Source organism: Mycobacterium europaeum (assembly GCF_002102155.1).
In the GTDB taxonomy this organism is placed as follows: domain Bacteria; phylum Actinomycetota; class Actinomycetes; order Mycobacteriales; family Mycobacteriaceae; genus Mycobacterium; species Mycobacterium europaeum.
This window is the reverse complement of record NZ_LQOU01000035.1, coordinates 66,525-82,360: the sequence shown is the minus strand read 5'-3', so window position 1 is coordinate 82,360 and position 15,836 is coordinate 66,525. Positions and strand designations below refer to the sequence as shown.

The 15,836-nt window shown below is 68.3% G+C and carries 15 protein-coding genes; 5 read left to right on the top strand and 10 right to left on the bottom strand.

Annotated elements, in window-relative coordinates:
- Positions 1-21 precede the first annotated feature (21 nt).
- Entirely contained in the window at positions 22-1,047 is a 1,026-nt protein-coding gene (locus AWC03_RS17000) for a TIGR03617 family F420-dependent LLM class oxidoreductase (protein WP_085241894.1), read from the top strand.
- On the opposite strand, the gene AWC03_RS16995 is transcribed toward AWC03_RS17000, so the two are convergent.
- The 4 genes from AWC03_RS16995 to AWC03_RS16980 all read right to left on the bottom strand — a co-directional run bounded on the left by AWC03_RS16995 (position 1,037) and on the right by AWC03_RS16980 (position 6,083).
- Entirely contained in the window at positions 1,037-2,668 is a 1,632-nt protein-coding gene (locus tag AWC03_RS16995; protein WP_085241893.1) for an Nramp family divalent metal transporter, read from the bottom strand. The genes AWC03_RS17000 and AWC03_RS16995 overlap by 11 nt on opposite strands.
- Positions 2,665-4,002, bottom strand: coding sequence for a magnesium transporter MgtE N-terminal domain-containing protein (locus AWC03_RS16990; RefSeq protein ID WP_085241892.1), 1,338 nt, complete (start codon positions 4,000-4,002; stop codon positions 2,665-2,667). Before AWC03_RS16990 ends, AWC03_RS16995 begins: the two co-directional genes overlap by 4 nt.
- A 225-nt stretch (positions 4,003-4,227) precedes the next feature.
- Complete coding sequence (locus AWC03_RS16985; protein ID WP_085241891.1) at positions 4,228-4,980, bottom strand: sensor domain-containing protein; 753 nt, start codon at positions 4,978-4,980, stop codon at positions 4,228-4,230.
- Between the two features lie 215 nt (positions 4,981-5,195).
- Positions 5,196-6,083, bottom strand: coding sequence for a DMT family transporter (locus tag AWC03_RS16980; RefSeq protein WP_085241890.1), 888 nt, complete (start codon positions 6,081-6,083; stop codon positions 5,196-5,198).
- Positions 6,084-6,420: 337 nt separating this feature from the next.
- On the opposite strand from AWC03_RS16980, the gene AWC03_RS16975 reads away from it, so the two are divergent.
- A complete protein-coding gene (locus AWC03_RS16975) occupies positions 6,421-7,014 on the top strand; it encodes a TIGR03086 family metal-binding protein (protein ID WP_244275296.1) in 594 nt (197 codons plus the stop codon).
- 185 nt (positions 7,015-7,199) lie between these two features.
- On the opposite strand, the gene AWC03_RS16970 is transcribed toward AWC03_RS16975, so the two are convergent.
- Positions 7,200-7,592, bottom strand: coding sequence for a DoxX family protein (locus AWC03_RS16970; RefSeq protein WP_085241888.1), 393 nt, complete (start codon positions 7,590-7,592; stop codon positions 7,200-7,202).
- 31 nt (positions 7,593-7,623) lie between these two features.
- Positions 7,624-8,754: an NDMA-dependent alcohol dehydrogenase gene (locus AWC03_RS16965; RefSeq protein WP_085241887.1), complete on the bottom strand. Its 1,131-nt coding sequence runs from the start codon at positions 8,752-8,754 to the stop codon at positions 7,624-7,626.
- 141 nt (positions 8,755-8,895) lie between these two features.
- Here AWC03_RS16965 and AWC03_RS16960 point away from each other — a divergent pair, with 141 nt between their 5' ends.
- Positions 8,896-10,071: a thiolase family protein gene (locus AWC03_RS16960; RefSeq protein ID WP_085241886.1), complete on the top strand. Its 1,176-nt coding sequence runs from the start codon at positions 8,896-8,898 to the stop codon at positions 10,069-10,071.
- A gap of 56 nt (positions 10,072-10,127) precedes the next feature.
- Here AWC03_RS16960 and AWC03_RS16955 read toward each other — a convergent pair whose 3' ends face one another.
- Complete coding sequence (locus AWC03_RS16955; protein WP_249025912.1) at positions 10,128-10,682, bottom strand: hypothetical protein; 555 nt, start codon at positions 10,680-10,682, stop codon at positions 10,128-10,130.
- Between the two features lie 158 nt (positions 10,683-10,840).
- Between AWC03_RS16955 and AWC03_RS16950 the strand changes: the two genes are divergently transcribed.
- Positions 10,841-11,590, top strand: a complete 750-nt coding sequence (locus AWC03_RS16950; RefSeq protein ID WP_085241885.1) for a 3'(2'),5'-bisphosphate nucleotidase CysQ — start codon at positions 10,841-10,843, stop codon at positions 11,588-11,590.
- A 136-nt stretch (positions 11,591-11,726) separates the two neighbouring features.
- On the opposite strand, the gene AWC03_RS16945 is transcribed toward AWC03_RS16950, so the two are convergent.
- Entirely contained in the window at positions 11,727-12,632 is a 906-nt protein-coding gene (locus tag AWC03_RS16945; protein ID WP_085241884.1) for a haloalkane dehalogenase, read from the bottom strand.
- Between the two features lie 115 nt (positions 12,633-12,747).
- Here AWC03_RS16945 and AWC03_RS16940 point away from each other — a divergent pair, with 115 nt between their 5' ends.
- Positions 12,748-13,476 carry a DUF2652 domain-containing protein gene (locus tag AWC03_RS16940; RefSeq protein WP_085241883.1) on the top strand — a complete coding sequence of 243 codons (729 nt, stop codon included), beginning with the start codon at positions 12,748-12,750 and terminating at the stop codon, positions 13,474-13,476.
- Here AWC03_RS16940 and AWC03_RS16935 read toward each other — a convergent pair.
- A complete protein-coding gene (locus AWC03_RS16935) occupies positions 13,473-14,615 on the bottom strand; it encodes a MalY/PatB family protein (protein ID WP_420845679.1) in 1,143 nt (380 codons plus the stop codon). The two genes, AWC03_RS16940 and AWC03_RS16935, sit on opposite strands and share 4 nt — an antisense overlap.
- 66 nt (positions 14,616-14,681) lie before the next feature.
- Positions 14,682-15,776 (bottom strand): NAD(P)H-dependent amine dehydrogenase family protein, encoded by a 1,095-nt coding sequence (locus tag AWC03_RS16930; RefSeq protein ID WP_085241881.1) that lies wholly within the window; start codon positions 15,774-15,776, stop codon positions 14,682-14,684.
- Positions 15,777-15,836 lie beyond the last annotated feature (60 nt).

Genomic DNA, 15,836 nt, shown 5'->3' with positions numbered 1-15,836 from the left:
GCCCCACGTAGGCTCCCAGGAATGCACGTCGACGCGATGACGGTCCCGCAGCCGCTCCACGAGATCGGCGACCTGGCCCGGCGAACGCAATCCGCGGGGTTCTCCGGCCTGTTGTTCACCGAGACGGGCCGCACGGCCTACCTCAACGCCGCCGTCGCGTCGCAGGCCGCGCCGGGCCTCGAGCTGTCCACCGGGGTGGCCGTGGCCTTTCCGCGCAGTCCGTTCGTCACGGCCGCCACCGCCTGGGAGCTTCAGGAGGCGACCGGCGGGAACTTCCGGCTGGGCCTGGGCACCCAGGTTCGCACGCACGTCGTCCGGCGCTACGGGGTGGCGTTCGAGCGGCCGGGCCCGCGGCTGCGGGACTACCTGTTCGCCGTCAAGGCGTGCTTCGCGGCCTTTCGCAGCGGGACGCTCGATCACCACGGCGACTTCTACGACCTCGACTTCATCACCCCGCAATGGAGCCCGGGCCCGATCGCGGCGCCCGATCCGAAAGTCGATATCGCAGCGGTCAACCCGTGGATGCTGCGGATGGCCGGCGAAGTGGCCGACGGGGTGCACGTGCATCCGATCGGGGAGCCCGGCTACATCGCGCGGCACGTCCTGCCCAGCATTGCCGAAGGGGCGGCGAAAGCCGGCCGCTCGCCGTCGGACCTCGCAGTGATCGTGCCGGTGATGACCATCGTCGGCGACAGCGACGAAGAGCGCGACAAACAACGAGAAGCGGTGCGCGCCAGCATGGCTTTCTACGGCAGCACACCCAACTACGCGTTCATCTGGGACCAGGCGGGGTTCGAGGGCACGACCGCCCGGATCCGGGAGAAGCAGAAGGCCGGCGACATGGCCGGGATGGCTGCCCAGGTCAGCGACGAGCACATCGCCGTCTTCGCCACCGAGTCGACGTGGGACGGGCTGGCTGACGCGCTGGGGAAGAAATATGCCGGAAAGGCTACGCGCCTGGTCCTTTACAACGCCGTGGGCGATCCGGAGCGTTTCGAGCGGTACGGCGAGGTGGCCCGCCGGATTCGCGAAGCGGTCAGTGGCTGAGCTGTATTGCCTTGACCACCAAGAGCAGTGCGCCGATGACCAGGTAGCCGCGCAGCGCGATCATGCCGAGCCGGGTGCTCGGCGACCAGACGACCGGCTCCAGCAGGGTCAACGGCGGCATGCGCCAGGTGTTGCGGTCCACGCCGCGAGCCGGTAGTCGGGGCGTGGGAGGCGGCGGTTGGCGGCGGGCCATGAAGCGCAGCACCGGCACGGCCGCAACGGCGAGGATCACTAGGGCCAAAGCCAGGTAGCCGGCCACCGCGACGACGTCGAGTTTGGGAAACAGCGTGGTGGCCATCAGGATTCCCGACAGCAGCAACAGCGTGCCGACGATCAGCCCGGCAATCCAGTTGAGCCAGGGCCGATTGACCCATGGGCCCAGCACTTCCCGATCGTTGCACAACAGCAGCAAGAAGACGCTGGCGCTCGGCAGCAGCAGGCCGGCCAGGGCCTGCACGGCGGTGGTGATCAGCCCGAGCGGGGCCCCGGGGATGAGCACGATGGCCGCGGCCAACACCACCATCGCGGTGTAGGACAGGTAGAACTGTTTGGCGTCGGCGAATCCGCGGTGCAGCGAGTGCTTCAGGCCGAAGACGTCGCCGAAGGCGTAGCTGGTGGCCAGCGTCACGGCCGCGGCGCCGATGATCGAGGCGTCCATCAAGACGATCGCGAAGATCGAGCCAAGGGTGCCGCGCTGTTGGCCGAGGAGGTGCGCGGTTGCGCCGGCATCGGTGAAAGCGCCGATGGTGTTGGTGGAGCGGGCCGCCCACTCGCCGGTCATGACCAAGGCCGCGGCACCGATGACGACGACGAAGGCGCCCAGCACGGTGTCGGCGCGCTCGTAGCCGATGAATCGTGGGGTGATGCGTTTGTCGACGACGTTGGACTGCTGGAAGAACAGCTGCCACGGGGCCACCGTGGTACCGACGATGGCGATGATGAGCAGCACCGCGTCCGAACTCACCCCGCCCGAAATGCTGGGCATCACAAAGGATTTTGCCGCCTGGCTCCACTGTGGATGGGACATCAGCAGCATCGGGACCTGCAGCAGTGTGACGGCGATGAAGATGAACATGGCGCGCTCCCAGCGCCGGAAGCTGCCGGTCGCCATGATCGTCACCAGCGCCACCGCCGAGATCGGCACCGCAACGTACTTGGAGACGCCGATGTATTCGGCGGCCAGCGAGATGCCGATGAACTCGGTGACGATCGTCAAGAAGTTGAGCAGGAACAGGTCGCCGACCGAGAACCAGCCCCAGCCCCGGCCGAACCGCTCGTTGATCAACCGGGCGTGCCCGACGCCGGTGACCGCCCCGAGCCGGACCACCATTTCCTGATTGACGATCAGCACCGGGACCAGCAGCAGCAGCACCCACAACAGGGAGTAGCCGTAGTTCTGACCCGCCTGGGCGTAGGTGGCCACGCCACCGGCGTCGTTGTCGCCGACCATGACGATGATTCCCGGGCCGACGATCGCGAGCAGGGTGAGCAGCCGCGTCTTCCAGGTGCGGGGGTGCTCGGTTTCGCCGACGCTGATCCGTCCGAACGCGCCCTCGATGTCACCCAGGTGCGCGGTGTCGAGCACCGCGCTGGGGGCCGTCTCCTCGCGCCCCGTGGTCACAGCGCGTTACCTCCCGGCACGCGCGTGTGGTGGTCGCCGGGCTGGGTGGGCTCGCGGACGGGACGCGGCGCGGGTTCACGCCGCCGCCAGTCCTCGGGGATGGTGGCCTCCAGCACGTCGTCGACGGTGACCACCCCGAGCACGCGGTCCTGGTCGTCGACGACCGGGATGGAATAGAGATTGAAGTCGGCCATCAACAGCGCGATGTCCGTCAGATCGGCGTCGGCGGTGACCCGCACGGGATCTGAATCCATCAGCCCCTCAAGGGTTTCACCGGCGTGCGCCTGCAGCAGCGTGATCACCGAGACCACACCGTCGAGCCGCCCGTCCTCGTCGAGAACGTGCACTTTGATGAGCGCCTCCGGCTGGATGGTGTGGGCGGTGGCGAGCAACCGCAACGCTTCGGCGGCTGTGCTGGTGGCGGCGCAGGCGACGAAGTCGACGTTCATCAGCCCGCCGGCGCTCTCGGGGTTGAAGCCCATCAAGGTGATGACCTTGGTGCGCTCAGGGGCGGGCATCAATTCCAGCACCCGCCGCCGCCGCGACTGGCGCAGATCGGCGATCGCGTCGGCGGCGTCGTCGGCCCGCATCCGGCCGAGCAGCGCGGCCACCTCGCGGTCGGGCATGTCGTCGAGAAGGCGGCTCGCCTTTTCGGGCTCGAGTTCTTCGAACACGTCGGCTTCCAGTTCGGGGTCGCTGCGCACCCGGTCGAGGATCTCGCCGCCCTCGGCCTTGTCCGCCTCCTCGAGGAGGTCGGCGATCTCGGCGGCTTTGAACTCGCCGAACCGATCCGACAAGCGCCGCACGGCGTCTGAGCGAGCGTCACCGATCAGCGGTTCGAACGCCTTCCAGTCGCGGGCGGCGTGCCCGCCGGACTGCTTGATCAGCCCGAACAACCGTGGCGGCCGTCGGGTGTCCACGCGGGTCAGCATCCAGCCGTGGCCGGTATCTTCGAGCTCCACGTCGTAGGCCCGGATCAGCTCCACGTTGGCCACGTCGATCAGCCGGTGGCCCAGCACGTCGGCGCGCAACAGCACCTCGCCGTCGCGGCGCTCGAAGCCGCGGAGGTCAACCTTGTTCTTGGTCAACAAGACTCGGTCGGCGTTGTATTCGTCGATGGATTTGTCGCCGATGAACACCCGCCGCCCGCCGACCCCGGCAACGATCCCGGTCACCAGGGGATACTCGTCGGTGCCGCGCAGCCGCACGATCACGTCCTCGACCCGGCCGACGGTCTCGCCGGCGCGGGCCAGCACCGGGGCGCGCAGCAACTGCGAGAGGTGAATCACCGGCCGCTCCCCGCCACTTTCGGCCGACGTCTCCGTTGCGTTCATTCGTTTCCTTTCGACACCCGCGACCAACCCTTCGAGCAGACCGCCCGAAACGATTTCGCGACAACGTATGCGGCTACGGCTTACCGCGAGGATCGGTAGCGGCGCAAGTGTCATCGTGTGATCGGTTCGGCCGCAAGATCGTACGCCGCGGACGCCGCCGGTAGCTACTGCAGGTGGGTGAACGCGGGGCGGACATCGGGGTTCGGGGGCGCCCAGGACCGCACCCTATTGCTTGGCGACCTTTGCCGCGATCTGGTTGGCAATGTTGACGCCGAGGTCTCCGACGTCCCTGCGGCAAGCGTCGACGTCGATGACGACGTTGTTGCGGACGGTCAGTGCCCGCTGACACGGCATGGTGACGTTCCCGCCGTCTTTGACGACGGTCACGGTCACGGGGGCGCGCAGCACTCCGTCGGCGTTGGCAACCGCCCCCACCTTCCACTGCAGTTCCGGTTGACCGCCCTCGGCGGGAACGGTGTCCTGACGGTTGGCGCAGGCCGGCCACCGCTGGGCCGAGGCAGTGAAAAACGCGCTCGCCTGATCCGGCGAAGGAAACAGCACCACGAACTGATCTACGTCGGGCCTTTCCACTTCGCTCGCACCCGGGGGAGCGGGCGCGACGTCGTGGTAGCCGTAAACCGCGCTGCTCCCGCTGTCGGCATAAACGGTTTCCAGGGCCGCCCGCATGGCATAACTGCATTCGGCCGGAACGGTGTAGTCACTGCGCTTGACCGGGTCTTCTCCCAGAGCGGTTTTCGGCGGGTCGCTGTAAGTGCCCGTGACGCCGAGCGCGGTGTCCAACTCGGTCGGGCTGAGCATGAGATCGGCCAACTGGTCCTTTGCCAGCGGGCCCTTCGGCGACGCCGCGGTGGAGGTGGTGGATGGCGAGGCGGTGCCGCCCCCGTCGTTGTGGCCGCAACCGGAGACCAGTATTCCGACCGAGGCGGCAACGGCGACTGCAGTTTTGAGCTGGCGCATGTCGAGGCCCTTCCTGCTCGAGTCCCCTCTCAAGCATTTCGTGCGCCCCCAGCGCGTCGCGTATTCACAAGTTGCTCGCCAATGAAGCCTACGACAGTGGCCTTTCCCGCGGGGACAATCCGAGCCAAGCGATGTGTTCGCCGGTGTCACCTCGGTGGCGCCGAGCACGAGCCGTCGCCGACCCATCGCGCACCGGGTCGGCTCGCGCGGCCGAATCAGGTTGATTGCGTGATCTTTTCGCCGGCGGGCGGAGCAGCGGTGGCCTGGCTGTGGGCCAGCGCCACCGTCGCCGCGGCCATGACCGCGACCGACACGCCCAGTGCCACCAGGCCGACATCGTTGGTCCGTAGCGTCTCGCCCAGCACGGTGACACCCAGTACCGATCCCACGACGGGCTCGGCGACGGTCACCGCGGGGAGCGATGCGGTGAGCGGGCCCGCTCGAAACGCCGACTGCTCCCAGGCGGTGGCCGCGATCGCCACCACCACCCACACGTACACCTCGGGTATGCGGAGCAGGGCCGGGATGCCATGGTCGAGCTGGTCGACCACGCCCTTGGTCAAGACCGAGAACAATCCCCACAGCGCGCCGGACATCAGGCCCAGCGACAACGCCGCGACCGCGCCCGGGAACATGCGCGCGCCGATCACGCACAGGATGAGCGCCGGGCCCATCACCAACGCCACGATTGTCCAGGTGTGCAGCGACCCGCGCGGGGTTCCCTCCTGAGGGTCGCCGACCGTCACCACCACCGCCACCGCGGCGGCCAGCAATACCGCCCAAAGCGCTTGCCAGGCAGTAATTCTGCGGTGATTCACCCGGGCGCTGATGAGCAACGCGAACAGCAACGAGGTCACCAACAGCGCTTGCACGAGCACCACCGAGCCGAAGCCCAGCGCCGCGGCCTGGAACCCGAACCCGGCGCCGGCCACCAGGCTGCCCGTCCACCACTGCCGGTCGCGCAGCAGCCGGCGAAACAGGGCGAGGGTGCCCACCGGTTGGTCGGTGACCTGTTGGGCGGAGCGCTGCTGGATGACGTCTCCGATGCCGACCATCAGGGCGGCCGCGACCGCAAGAGCCGCGGCGATATCTGCTTTGCCCACCAAGACCTCCTGTCGAGTCCGCCGACGTAGAGTCTCACCTTTCAAACGGCGCGGGTTCAACCCGGCGACCGGCGGGGCGACAGATCCGAGGACTTGCGACCCTAGGCCGTCGGGCGGCAGGAGCTGCGCGCGCTGGCGATGCCGGTTGCCGTCGTCCTGGCGGTGCCGTATCCGATGCTGGTCAGGCCATTGCTGGCCGGTGCCGCCGGGCAGAACAAGTTTGTGTGGCCCCATCGCGCCGGCAGGACAGAAAGCCCACCGGGGCAAGGTGATTCAACCGTGACGAAAGTGCCCGCAACGGTCCGGTGAGACCGGGTCGAAAGTCATAATCAGATACATGGCAATGGACGAAACGACTTCCCGCATCGGCGTGCTGGCTACCGAGGCGTTCGGTCTGCTCATCGACGCCGTCGACCACGTCGCGACGGAGAGCTGGGACCAACCGTCCAACCTCGAGGGTTGGAGCGTGCGCGACCTGGTGGGTCACGTCACCGGCAGCGCCGCCAAAGTCGTGACGCTGGTGGAGGACGGCGAAGTCTGGAACGCCCCCTCCGAGCCGGCCGACTGGATATGCGACGACCCGGCGGCGCGGCTTCGCGAGTTGGCCGGACGATTGCGGGACGCCCTGCCCGGCGCCGATCTCGACGCCATGCGGGTGTCACCGGCGGGCAATGTTCCGCTAGGCCGGGCGCTGACGTTCCCCGTCTCGGACCTGGCCCTGCACAGCTGGGACCTCTACCGCTCCCAGGGACGGCTGATCGAGCTGCCCGACGACCTGCTCGCGCTGTGTCGTGGGCTGGTGGAGTCGGTGCCCGAGGACATGTTGCGCCGACCGGGCGGTTTCGGACCGGCGCAAGCCGCGCCGGATGATTCGACACCGACCGCTCGCCTGATGGCCTACCTGGGACGCTCGGTCGATCTCCGCTGTTGACTTGGCCTGCTGCACAACCGGTTTGCATACAGTCCCGACCCACCGGTCACACGTGCATCGCCAGTCTCCGCGCCGGCCGGCGGCGCCCCTTCGAGGCACGTCTACTCAGTTGTCGCTGCGAGGCGGGCACTCGCGCGTCCCTGGCCGCCAGGGACGCCTGTGGCGCACGTGTCGGCTGGGGCACGTCAGCTGTTGCGGCTGATCCGGAGTGCGGTGGTGATCATCGGAATCTGCAGCGGTAGCCGGGCCAGGGCGACGATCCGCATCGGCCAGGGCTTGCCCCACCACAAGCGGCACATGTTGACGTTCGCCGGAAATACCGCGACGAATAGGACGGCGGCCGCGAGCGCGGCCAATCGTCGGGTTGGTCGCGGCAGCAGCGCCGCGCCGACGCTCACCTCGGCCACCCCGGAGGCGTAGGTGTAGAACCGCGCGTCTCCCGGCAACTCCGCGGGAACGATCGTGTCGAACGGTTTGGGTGCCAGGAAGTGGAGCGTCCCCACGCCGAGGAGCAGCGCGGCGAGTCGGTATGCGGCGAGCTCGGTGGTGTCGCGCACGGGGGCTGGTCCGGGTGTCATGGATCCATTGTGTCTTCTGCCCTGCGACCGCTCAGACGCGGTCGGCGTCGGTATAGCGGATGATTCCGCGAACGTTGCGCCCCTCGAGCATGTCCCGGTAGCCATCGTTGATCTGCTCGAGCGTGTACTCGCGCGTGACCATGTCGTCGAGGTTGAGCTGGCCGAGCTTGTACAACTCGAGAATGGCGGGGATGTCGTGCTGGGGGTTGCCGCCGCCAAACAGGCTGCCCCGCAGGCTCTTTTGCAGCAAGGTCAACCCGGCCAGGTTGAGGGTGACCTCGGTGGCCAGCACGTTGCCCATGGCCGTCAGGACGCACACGCCGCCCTTGGCGGTCAGCCCTAGCCACGCCTCCACCTCGTTGCCGTCGCAGTGGCCGACCGTGACGATGACCTTGCCGCACATCGCTCCCCACGTCGCCTCGGCGATGGCACCGGCCGCACTGGCCACATTCGCGAAAGCCTGGGTGGCGCCGAACTTCAGCGCCCGTTCGCGTTGCGACTCGAACGGATCGATCGCGAAGATGCGGCGCGCTCCGGCCAGCCGAGCGCCTTGGATCGCGGCGACACCGACCCCGCCGACACCGATGACCGCGACGTCGTCGCCGGGCCCGACCGCGGCGCTGCGCACCGCTGAGCCGTAGCCGGTGGTCACTCCGCAGCCGACCAAACAGGCCACGTCGAAGGGGATCGCCGGGTCGACCTTGACCACCGAGGTCTGGTGCACCACCACATAGGGGGCGAACGTCCCCAGCAGCGACATCGGGATGACATCCCGTCCCCTGGCGCTCACCCGGAACGAACCATCGCTGACTGATGCGCCCGAGAGCAGCCCCATCCCCAGGTCGCACAGATTGCGCATCCCGACCTGGCATGGCGTGCATGTGCCGCAGGACGGGATGAACGACATGACCACGTGATCGCCCACGGCCAGGTTCTCGGCGCCCTCGCCGACCGCGGTGACGATTCCGGCGCCCTCGTGGCCGCCCAGAACCGGATAACTGGGAATCGGAAAGTCGCCCGTCATCAGGTGATGGTCGGAATGGCATAGGCCCGCGGTCTCGAGTTGCACCGCTACCTCCCCGCGGCGGGGTTCGCCGATCTCGATCTCCTCCACCGACCATGGTTGGTTGAGCTCCCAGACCAGAGCGCCTTTGGTCTTCACGGCCGGTCTCCTGTTCCTCGTACACCCCGCTCCAGGTGAACTTAGGCCATTTACTATTGCCCATACGGTATTTGTTACGATTCGCGTCATCTGCTGACACCCACGCTGCCGACCGCAGCCAGACCGTTCGAGGTTGAGAACATGGCTACACCCGTCATTGTCGGAGCGGTGAGGACGGCGATCGGCCGCTCCTTCAAGGGCACGCTCGTCAACACGCCGCCCGAGACGCTGATCACCACGGTGCTTCCGGAGGTGGTGCGCAGGTCCGGCGTCGACCCGTCCGTCATCGACGACATCATCTTCGCCGAATCCCATTACGGCGGTGGGGATTTGGCGCGTTACGCGGCGACCGCGACCGGCATGGAGGACATCCCCGGCCAGTCGGTGAACCGGCACTGCGCGGGCAGCCTGACCGCCATCGGCAACGCCGCGGCGCAGATCGGCTCCGGGATGGAACGCGTCCTCATCGCCGGCGGCGTGCAGTCGTTGTCGATGACGCCGCTGACCAACTGGCGAATCCCCGGTCCCGAGCTGAAGTTCCAGGAGCAGTGGATGCCGCCGACACACGTGGAGACGCCCGACGCGCCCAGCCGGGACATGTCGATCACCGTGGGCTGGAACACGGCGCAAGCGGTCGGCATCACCCGCGAGGAGATGGACGCCTGGGCCGCCCGGTCGCATCAGCGCGCCATCGCCGCCATCGATGCGGGCAAGTTCGTCGACGAGATCGTCCCCTTGAAGGTCACGCAGCTCGACGGTTCGGTGATCGATTTCTCCGTCGACGAACATCCTCGCCGGGACACCACCGTCGAGAAACTCGCCGGGCTCAAAGTGCTGCACCCCGAGATCGAGGGATTCTCCATCACCGCGGGCAACAGCAGCGGCACCAACGACGCCGCCGCGGCGGTCGCCCTCGTCGGTCGCGACTATGCCGCCGCCGAGAACCTCAACGTGATGGGCACGGTGCGGGCGTGGGCCGCCGCCGGCGTCCCCCCCAGGGACACCGGGCTGGGTGCCGTCAAGGTCATCGGCAAGGTGCTGCAGCGGGCCGGTCTGTCGGTCGGCGACGTGGCGCTGTGGGAGATCAACGAAGCGTTCGCCTCGGTGCCGATCGCCGCGTGCCGGGAGTATGGCATCGACGAGGAGAAGGTGAACTTCTCGGGCAGCGGGTGCAGCCTCGGGCACCCCATCGCGGCGTCGGGCGCGCGCATGGTGACCACGCTGGCCTATGAGCTGGCCCGCCGGGGCGGTGGCATCGGCGTCGCGGCCATGTGCGCGGGCGGCGGCCAGGGCGGCGCCGTGGTGATCGAGGTCTAGCGGCGATCGCGAGCGCGGCGAAGCCGGGCGAAGCGGGTCGCCGCCATCGGGGCTAGCTAGTTACAGAACGTGTAGCCGATGAACTGGGTACCGCGCGTGTCGCCGCTCGAGTAGTTGGCGAAGTGCACCGCCGGCTGCCCGTTGTACTGGGCGTTCATCTTCTGCACGCTCGGCGGGGGGACGCCTTTGGGGAAGGCCAGGATCATGTCGGCGAAGATCTCCAGGCCCACCTGGCAGATGGCCTCGCGCCGCGGCGGCTGCGGATTCCACGCGTGTACGACTACCGGTTCGCGGAGTTGATACCCCGCCGCGCAATTCGGGTCGCAGACCTTGAACACGGCGGTGCCGGTCCCGTCCGCGCCCTGGGGTCCCCACGAGCTCCACGACATGTCTTGCAGCGCAACGGCGACGCTCGCGCAGCCCAGCACGTTGAGCCGCTTCGGACGCTCGACCGGCGGAACGGACAGGTTGTAGCAGCCCGGGATGGCGAAGCTCTGCGGAGGCGGCGGCTGCGTGGTGGGGGACCCGGCGGTGTGATTGCCCTGGGCCAGCTTCACCCCCACGAAGGCGAGCACGCCGCCCACCGCGACCGCCGAGACGATGCCGATCACGATCAGACGCCCCCGTGGAATGCGTCCCAACCGGCTCAACAAAGGAACGTTGCCCCCGCTCACGCTCAACACATTACGGCCGAATCGTGCCTCCGGGGGTGGTGCCCACCGCCGCCACATGGGCCGGGGTAAAGTTGGTCAACACTACCAACTTAGGGATGGTGAGGGCTTTGCAACTGACGGATGACCACGAACTGGCGGCCAGGTTGGCGACGGAGGCCGGGCAGCTGTTGCTCAGGGTAAGGGAAGAGTTCGCCGACGCGGACGCAAGCGAGCGGAAAGCCGCGGGGGACAAGCAATCCCACGATTTCCTGATGGCGGCCCTGGCCCAGGAGCGGCCCGGGGACGCGGTGCTCTCCGAGGAGGGTGCCGACGACCCGGTCCGGCTGCGCTCAGAGCGAGTGTGGATCGTCGATCCGCTGGACGGGACGCGGGAATTCTCCGAGCTCGGGCGCACAGACTGGGCGGTCCACGTCGCGCTCTGGGAGGCGGGCGAGCTGGTGGCCGGTGCCGTGGCACTGCCTGCGCAGGGCGTCACGCTGGCCACCCCGGAGGTCGATTCGCCCCCCGCGGCGCCGGGCAAGCCGCGCATCGTGGTGTCCCGCACCCGCCCGCCCGCCATCGCGCTGGCCGTCCGCGACGCGCTGGACGGGGTGCTGGTGGAAATGGGCTCCGCCGGGGCCAAGGTCGCGTCGCTCGTCCAGGGGCTGTCCGACGTCTACGTGCACGCCGGCGGCCAGTTCGAGTGGGATTCGGCCGCCCCGGTGGCCGTGGCCCGCGCCGCCGGTCTGCACACCTCGCGCATCGACGGGTCCCCCCTGGCCTACAACCAGCCGGATCCCAAGCTGCCCGATCTGGTGGTCTGCCGGCCCGAGCTGGCCGAGGCCGTGCTGGCGGTCACCCGCTAGGTGTTCCCGTCGGCTTCGCCGTCGACGGACCTTACGCCGCAAGGGATTTGCGTGCGACAGGTTGTCGGGATCGACGCTGGCTCGAAGAAGTGCGGGTGAGCTACGCGCTGGCGTCGATTTCGGCGCCCGACGGCGGTCAGCGCAGGGCCTGCTGCCAGGACAGAATGCGTTCGGCCAGTTCGGGTCCGGAGTCTTCCTGGATGAAGTGACTGGCGTTGATGCGGGCGTGCGGTTGGCCCGCGGCGCCGGGGATGTGCTGGATCAGGGGACGGTCGGCCCGCCCGAGGATGGGGTCGCGGGCTCCGAAGATGGCGAGGAAGGGCTTCTCCCATTGGCCCAGGGCTTTCCATGCGGCGCGATTGGCCGGGATCGCGGGATCGTTCGGTGAGGTGGGCACCAACTGGGGGAAGGCGCGGGCTCCGGCCTGATACGACTTGTCGGGGAACGGAGCGTCGTATCCGGCCCGCACTCGGGCCGGCACCCGCCGGACGGTCCCGACCGAGACGATGCGGCCGGCGGGCAGCACGGGGGAGTAGCGGGCGAAAGCCCGCCAGGCGTAGAAGGCGGGCGGGGTGGGCCGCTGCGCGGTGGGCAGAAAGCCATTCGCGACCACCAGTCGCGCGACGCGGTCACCTTGCTCGGCGGCGATGCGCAGCCCGATCAGCGACCCCCAGTCCTGCACGAACAGGGTCACATCTTTCAGGTTCAGCCGCTCGAACCACGAGGTCACCCATTCGACGTGCCGCTGATAGGTGTAATCACCGATTCGGGTGGGCTTGTCGGAGCGGCCAAAGCCGATCAGGTCGGGCGCGAGCACGCGGTTCCCGGCGTCGGCGAGCGGCTGGATCATCGCCCGGTAGAGGTAGCTCCAGGTGGGTTCGCCGTGCAGCAGCACGATCGGCGGCCCGTCCGCCGGGCCCTCGTCGAGGAAGTGCATGCGCAGCGGCTGCGTATCGCTTGCCGCCACGTCGAGGTAGTTCGCTACGAACGGATAGCCTTCCAAGTTTTCGAATCGGGCATCCGGGGTTCGTAGCACATGCATATCCAGCTCCTCCGGTGGGCGGGCGCCTTGAGTTAGCCTCTCGCGGCAACGGGAGTTCGTCTAGTGGGAGATTTCGTTGGGCTATCCGTCGACTGGACATTAAACTGGTTTGTTCATGGCGATTCGGCGTGCGGTCCTGCTCATTGCCGACATCAGCGGCTATACCCACTACATGCGGTGGAACCGCACCCACCTGGCCCACGCCCAGTTGACGGTGGCGGGGTTGCTGGAGTCGGTGATCGACGCCGGTAGAGGCCTCAAGCTGGCGAAGCTGGAGGGTGACGCCGCCTTCTTCTGGGCGCCCGACGGCGACGCCAAAGTGCTGGTGTGTGACCGGCTGTCCCGGATGCGGGAGGCGTTCATCGCGCGGCGCGAGCGCTTCAAGAAGGATGTGGCCTGCGAGTGCGAGAGTTGCGCGCAACTGGACAAGCTGTCGTTGAAGTTCGTCGTCCACCAGGGCGAGGTGGCCGAACAGCGGGTGAAGCGCCACGTGGAGCTCGCGGGCTTCGACGTGATCCTGGTGCATCGCATGCTGAAAAACCTGGTGCCAGTGGTCGAATACGTGTTGATGACCGATCCCGTCGCAGCGTGCCTCGATGAATCCGTGCGCTCGCAGTGCACACCGCTGACTCACGTGTTCGACGACATCGGGGAGACGTCGACGCACTACCTCGACCTTGCGACGGCGCAGGTTGCCCTCGCGCCGGTCCAGTCCACCTTTCTCCGCCGGTTCGGGGCGACGATGAAGCTGGAATTGACCTCGCTGCCGTTCGTGCTCGGGTTCAAGGAGCCCGCGGCGGGATTCCGCAACCTGGGTCGCGGGCCCGGGGAGATCCCGGCCTAACCCGCATCGGCGAGCGCCCGGCCCATCCGGGACACGGCCTCGGTGAGAATGGCCGCGGAGGTGGCGAAGTTCAGTCGGACGTGCCCCGCCCCGCCGGTTCCGAAAACGTGGCCGGAGCTCAGCGCCACCCGGGCGTGGTCGAGGAACCAGCGGGCGGGCCCGGACAGGTCGGCAACCACCGCGAGGCCGCCGGCGGGGTCCTCGACGAAACCGAGCTCCCGGCAATCGAGCCACGCGAGGTAAGTCCCTTGCGGCGATTGATATTTCACCGTGGGCAGGTGTTCGGCGACCAGCTCGCTCAGCAGCGTCCGGTTTCGGTCGAGGCCGCGCAGCAGGGCGTCGAGCCAGTCGCCACCGGTCCGGAAGGCTTCGGCGTGGGCGATGACGCCCAGATGACTCGGCCCGTGGCTGACCTCCTCCGGCATCCGGTGCAGATCCGCGACCGCATCCGGGCCGGCGATGGCCACCGCCGCCTTCAGGCCGGACAGGTTCCACGCCTTGGACGCGGACGTCAGGGCAAAGGCGTTCTCGGCGCCGGGGACCGTCAGGTACGGGGTGAAACGCGACCCCGGCAGGACGACGGGCGCGTGGATCTCATCCGAGACGACCCGGACGCCGAACCGGCGGGCGAGTTCGGCGACGGCGCGCAGTTCGTCGACCGTGTGCACCGACCCGGTGGGGTTGTGCGGGTTGCACAGCAAGTACGCGACCTTGCCGCCCGAAGCGCCGGCACGCGCGAACGCGTCCGCCAAGACCTCCAAGTCGATTCGGCCGCCTGCGTCAAGCGGTGCTTCGACGATCCGGCGGCCGTCGTGCGTGACGAACGCGTAGAACGGGGCATACACGGGCGGGTTGACGACCACGGCGTCACCACGGTCGGTGACCAGACGTAACAACTCGACGACGCCGAGCATGACGTCGGGAACGATCGCGGTGCGGTCGACCTCCAGGTCGTGCCATTGCCAACGCCGCGAGGCGAATTCACTGACCGCTTCGGCAAACGCAGTGCCGCAAGGGTATCCGGTGTCGCCGATGTCGATCGCCCGGCGCAGTGCGGCGGCCACCGTCGGCGCCAGGCTGACGTCCATCTCAGCAACCCAGAGCGGCAACACGTCGTCCGCGTGCGCGCGCCACTTCATGCTGGTGCGCAGCCGCAGTTGGGGCAGGGTGAGTTCCTCGAGCGGGTTAAACGTCACCCCGGCAGACTAGGTGGCGAACGCGTGCTTTGGAATCGTCAGCGGGAGGTCGACCGAACTCAGCAGCCCCGGTTCTGCGGCAACGACATACGGCACGGCGTTGACGACGCGCATCGCGGTGGCGACCATCGCGCCCGCCCCGGACGTCATGCCGCCGACTCCAGCCTTGCGCGGATCCTTCAGCGTCGCCGCCAGGGTGCAGTCGATGTCCGGGTCGCCGCTGATCATCACGCGATAGGACAGATCGCCGATCCCGGTGGGCCAGTCCGGCGCGACGTCGTGGGCGAGTCGGGTGACGTGCTCGATGACGATGGCCTCGCGGCCGTCGACCACGCCGATCGCCCGCATCCGCAGCGCGCCACACGTCCCGGCCTCGACGGTGCCCATGGCCACCTCCAGTGTCCGGTGGGTGACCGCGCGGTCGAAATATTCGCGGACTTCCTGGACGTCGACGCCGAGCGCGCCGGCAACCAACCGGATCTGCCCCTGCCACTCACCGGCGATCGCGCCCGGGAAGCCGATCCAGGGTTGGTAGTCGAGCGGCCGGCCGAAGCCCAACGCGTCGCCCATGATGTCGGGGACGCCGTAGTCGTCGTACAGGCCGATCTCGAACGCGTGGATCTTGTCGATCGACGACGACTGGGTGGACAACACGAGCGGCAGATAGTCCGCGGCGAAGCCCGGCTCGATCCCCGACGCGTACAGCGACACCTGCCCCCGCTTGGCCGCGGCGAGGAGTTGGTCGCGCCACTCGGCGGGTTCGTAGGCGTGCGGGTTGACCAGTCGGGTGGTGCTGGTCGTGACGACGTTGATGCCGGCCTCGAGCAGCCTGACGTAATCCGGGATGGCCAGCGCGTCGCGTTCCGGGCCGCTGGCGGCGTAGATCACGCAGTCGGGCTTGAGCGCGATCAGTGCATCGGCGTCGTTGGTGGCGGCCAAACCGATCGGCTCGCCGTTGGCGAGTTCGCCGGCGTCCTTGCCGTCCTTTTCCGGCGAGTGCACCCACACCCCGACCAATTCCAGGTCGGGACGACGCTGAATTGTGCGGATGGCGATCGACCCGATTCCGCCCGTCGCCCACACCACCACGCGATGAGTCGTCATCTGGTTCCTCCTCGGGTGCGTGATGAAAGCTGGGGCGGCCGTTGCCCTTACGCGGCAGGC

Excerpts from the sequence above, each read along its gene's own strand:
- AWC03_RS16945 (WP_085241884.1), bottom strand. The coding sequence starts at position 12,632 with ATGCATGTGCTACGAACCCCGGATGCCCGATTCGAAAACTTGGAAGGC.
- AWC03_RS16940 (WP_085241883.1), top strand. The coding sequence starts at position 12,748 with ATGGCGATTCGGCGTGCGGTCCTGCTCATTGCCGACATCAGCGGCTAT.
- AWC03_RS16935 (WP_420845679.1), bottom strand. The coding sequence starts at position 14,615 with ATGAAGTGGCGCGCGCACGCGGACGACGTGTTGCCGCTCTGGGTTGCT.
- AWC03_RS16970 (WP_085241888.1), bottom strand. The coding sequence starts at position 7,592 with ATGACACCCGGACCAGCCCCCGTGCGCGACACCACCGAGCTCGCCGCA.
- AWC03_RS16990 (WP_085241892.1), bottom strand. The coding sequence starts at position 4,002 with ATGAACGCAACGGAGACGTCGGCCGAAAGTGGCGGGGAGCGGCCGGTG.
- AWC03_RS16960 (WP_085241886.1), top strand. The coding sequence starts at position 8,896 with ATGGCTACACCCGTCATTGTCGGAGCGGTGAGGACGGCGATCGGCCGC.
- AWC03_RS16975 (WP_244275296.1), top strand. The coding sequence starts at position 6,421 with ATGGCAATGGACGAAACGACTTCCCGCATCGGCGTGCTGGCTACCGAG.
- AWC03_RS16930 (WP_085241881.1), bottom strand. The coding sequence starts at position 15,776 with ATGACGACTCATCGCGTGGTGGTGTGGGCGACGGGCGGAATCGGGTCG.
- AWC03_RS16985 (WP_085241891.1), bottom strand. The coding sequence starts at position 4,980 with ATGCGCCAGCTCAAAACTGCAGTCGCCGTTGCCGCCTCGGTCGGAATA.
- AWC03_RS17000 (WP_085241894.1), top strand. The coding sequence starts at position 22 with ATGCACGTCGACGCGATGACGGTCCCGCAGCCGCTCCACGAGATCGGC.
- AWC03_RS16950 (WP_085241885.1), top strand. The coding sequence starts at position 10,841 with ATGGTGAGGGCTTTGCAACTGACGGATGACCACGAACTGGCGGCCAGG.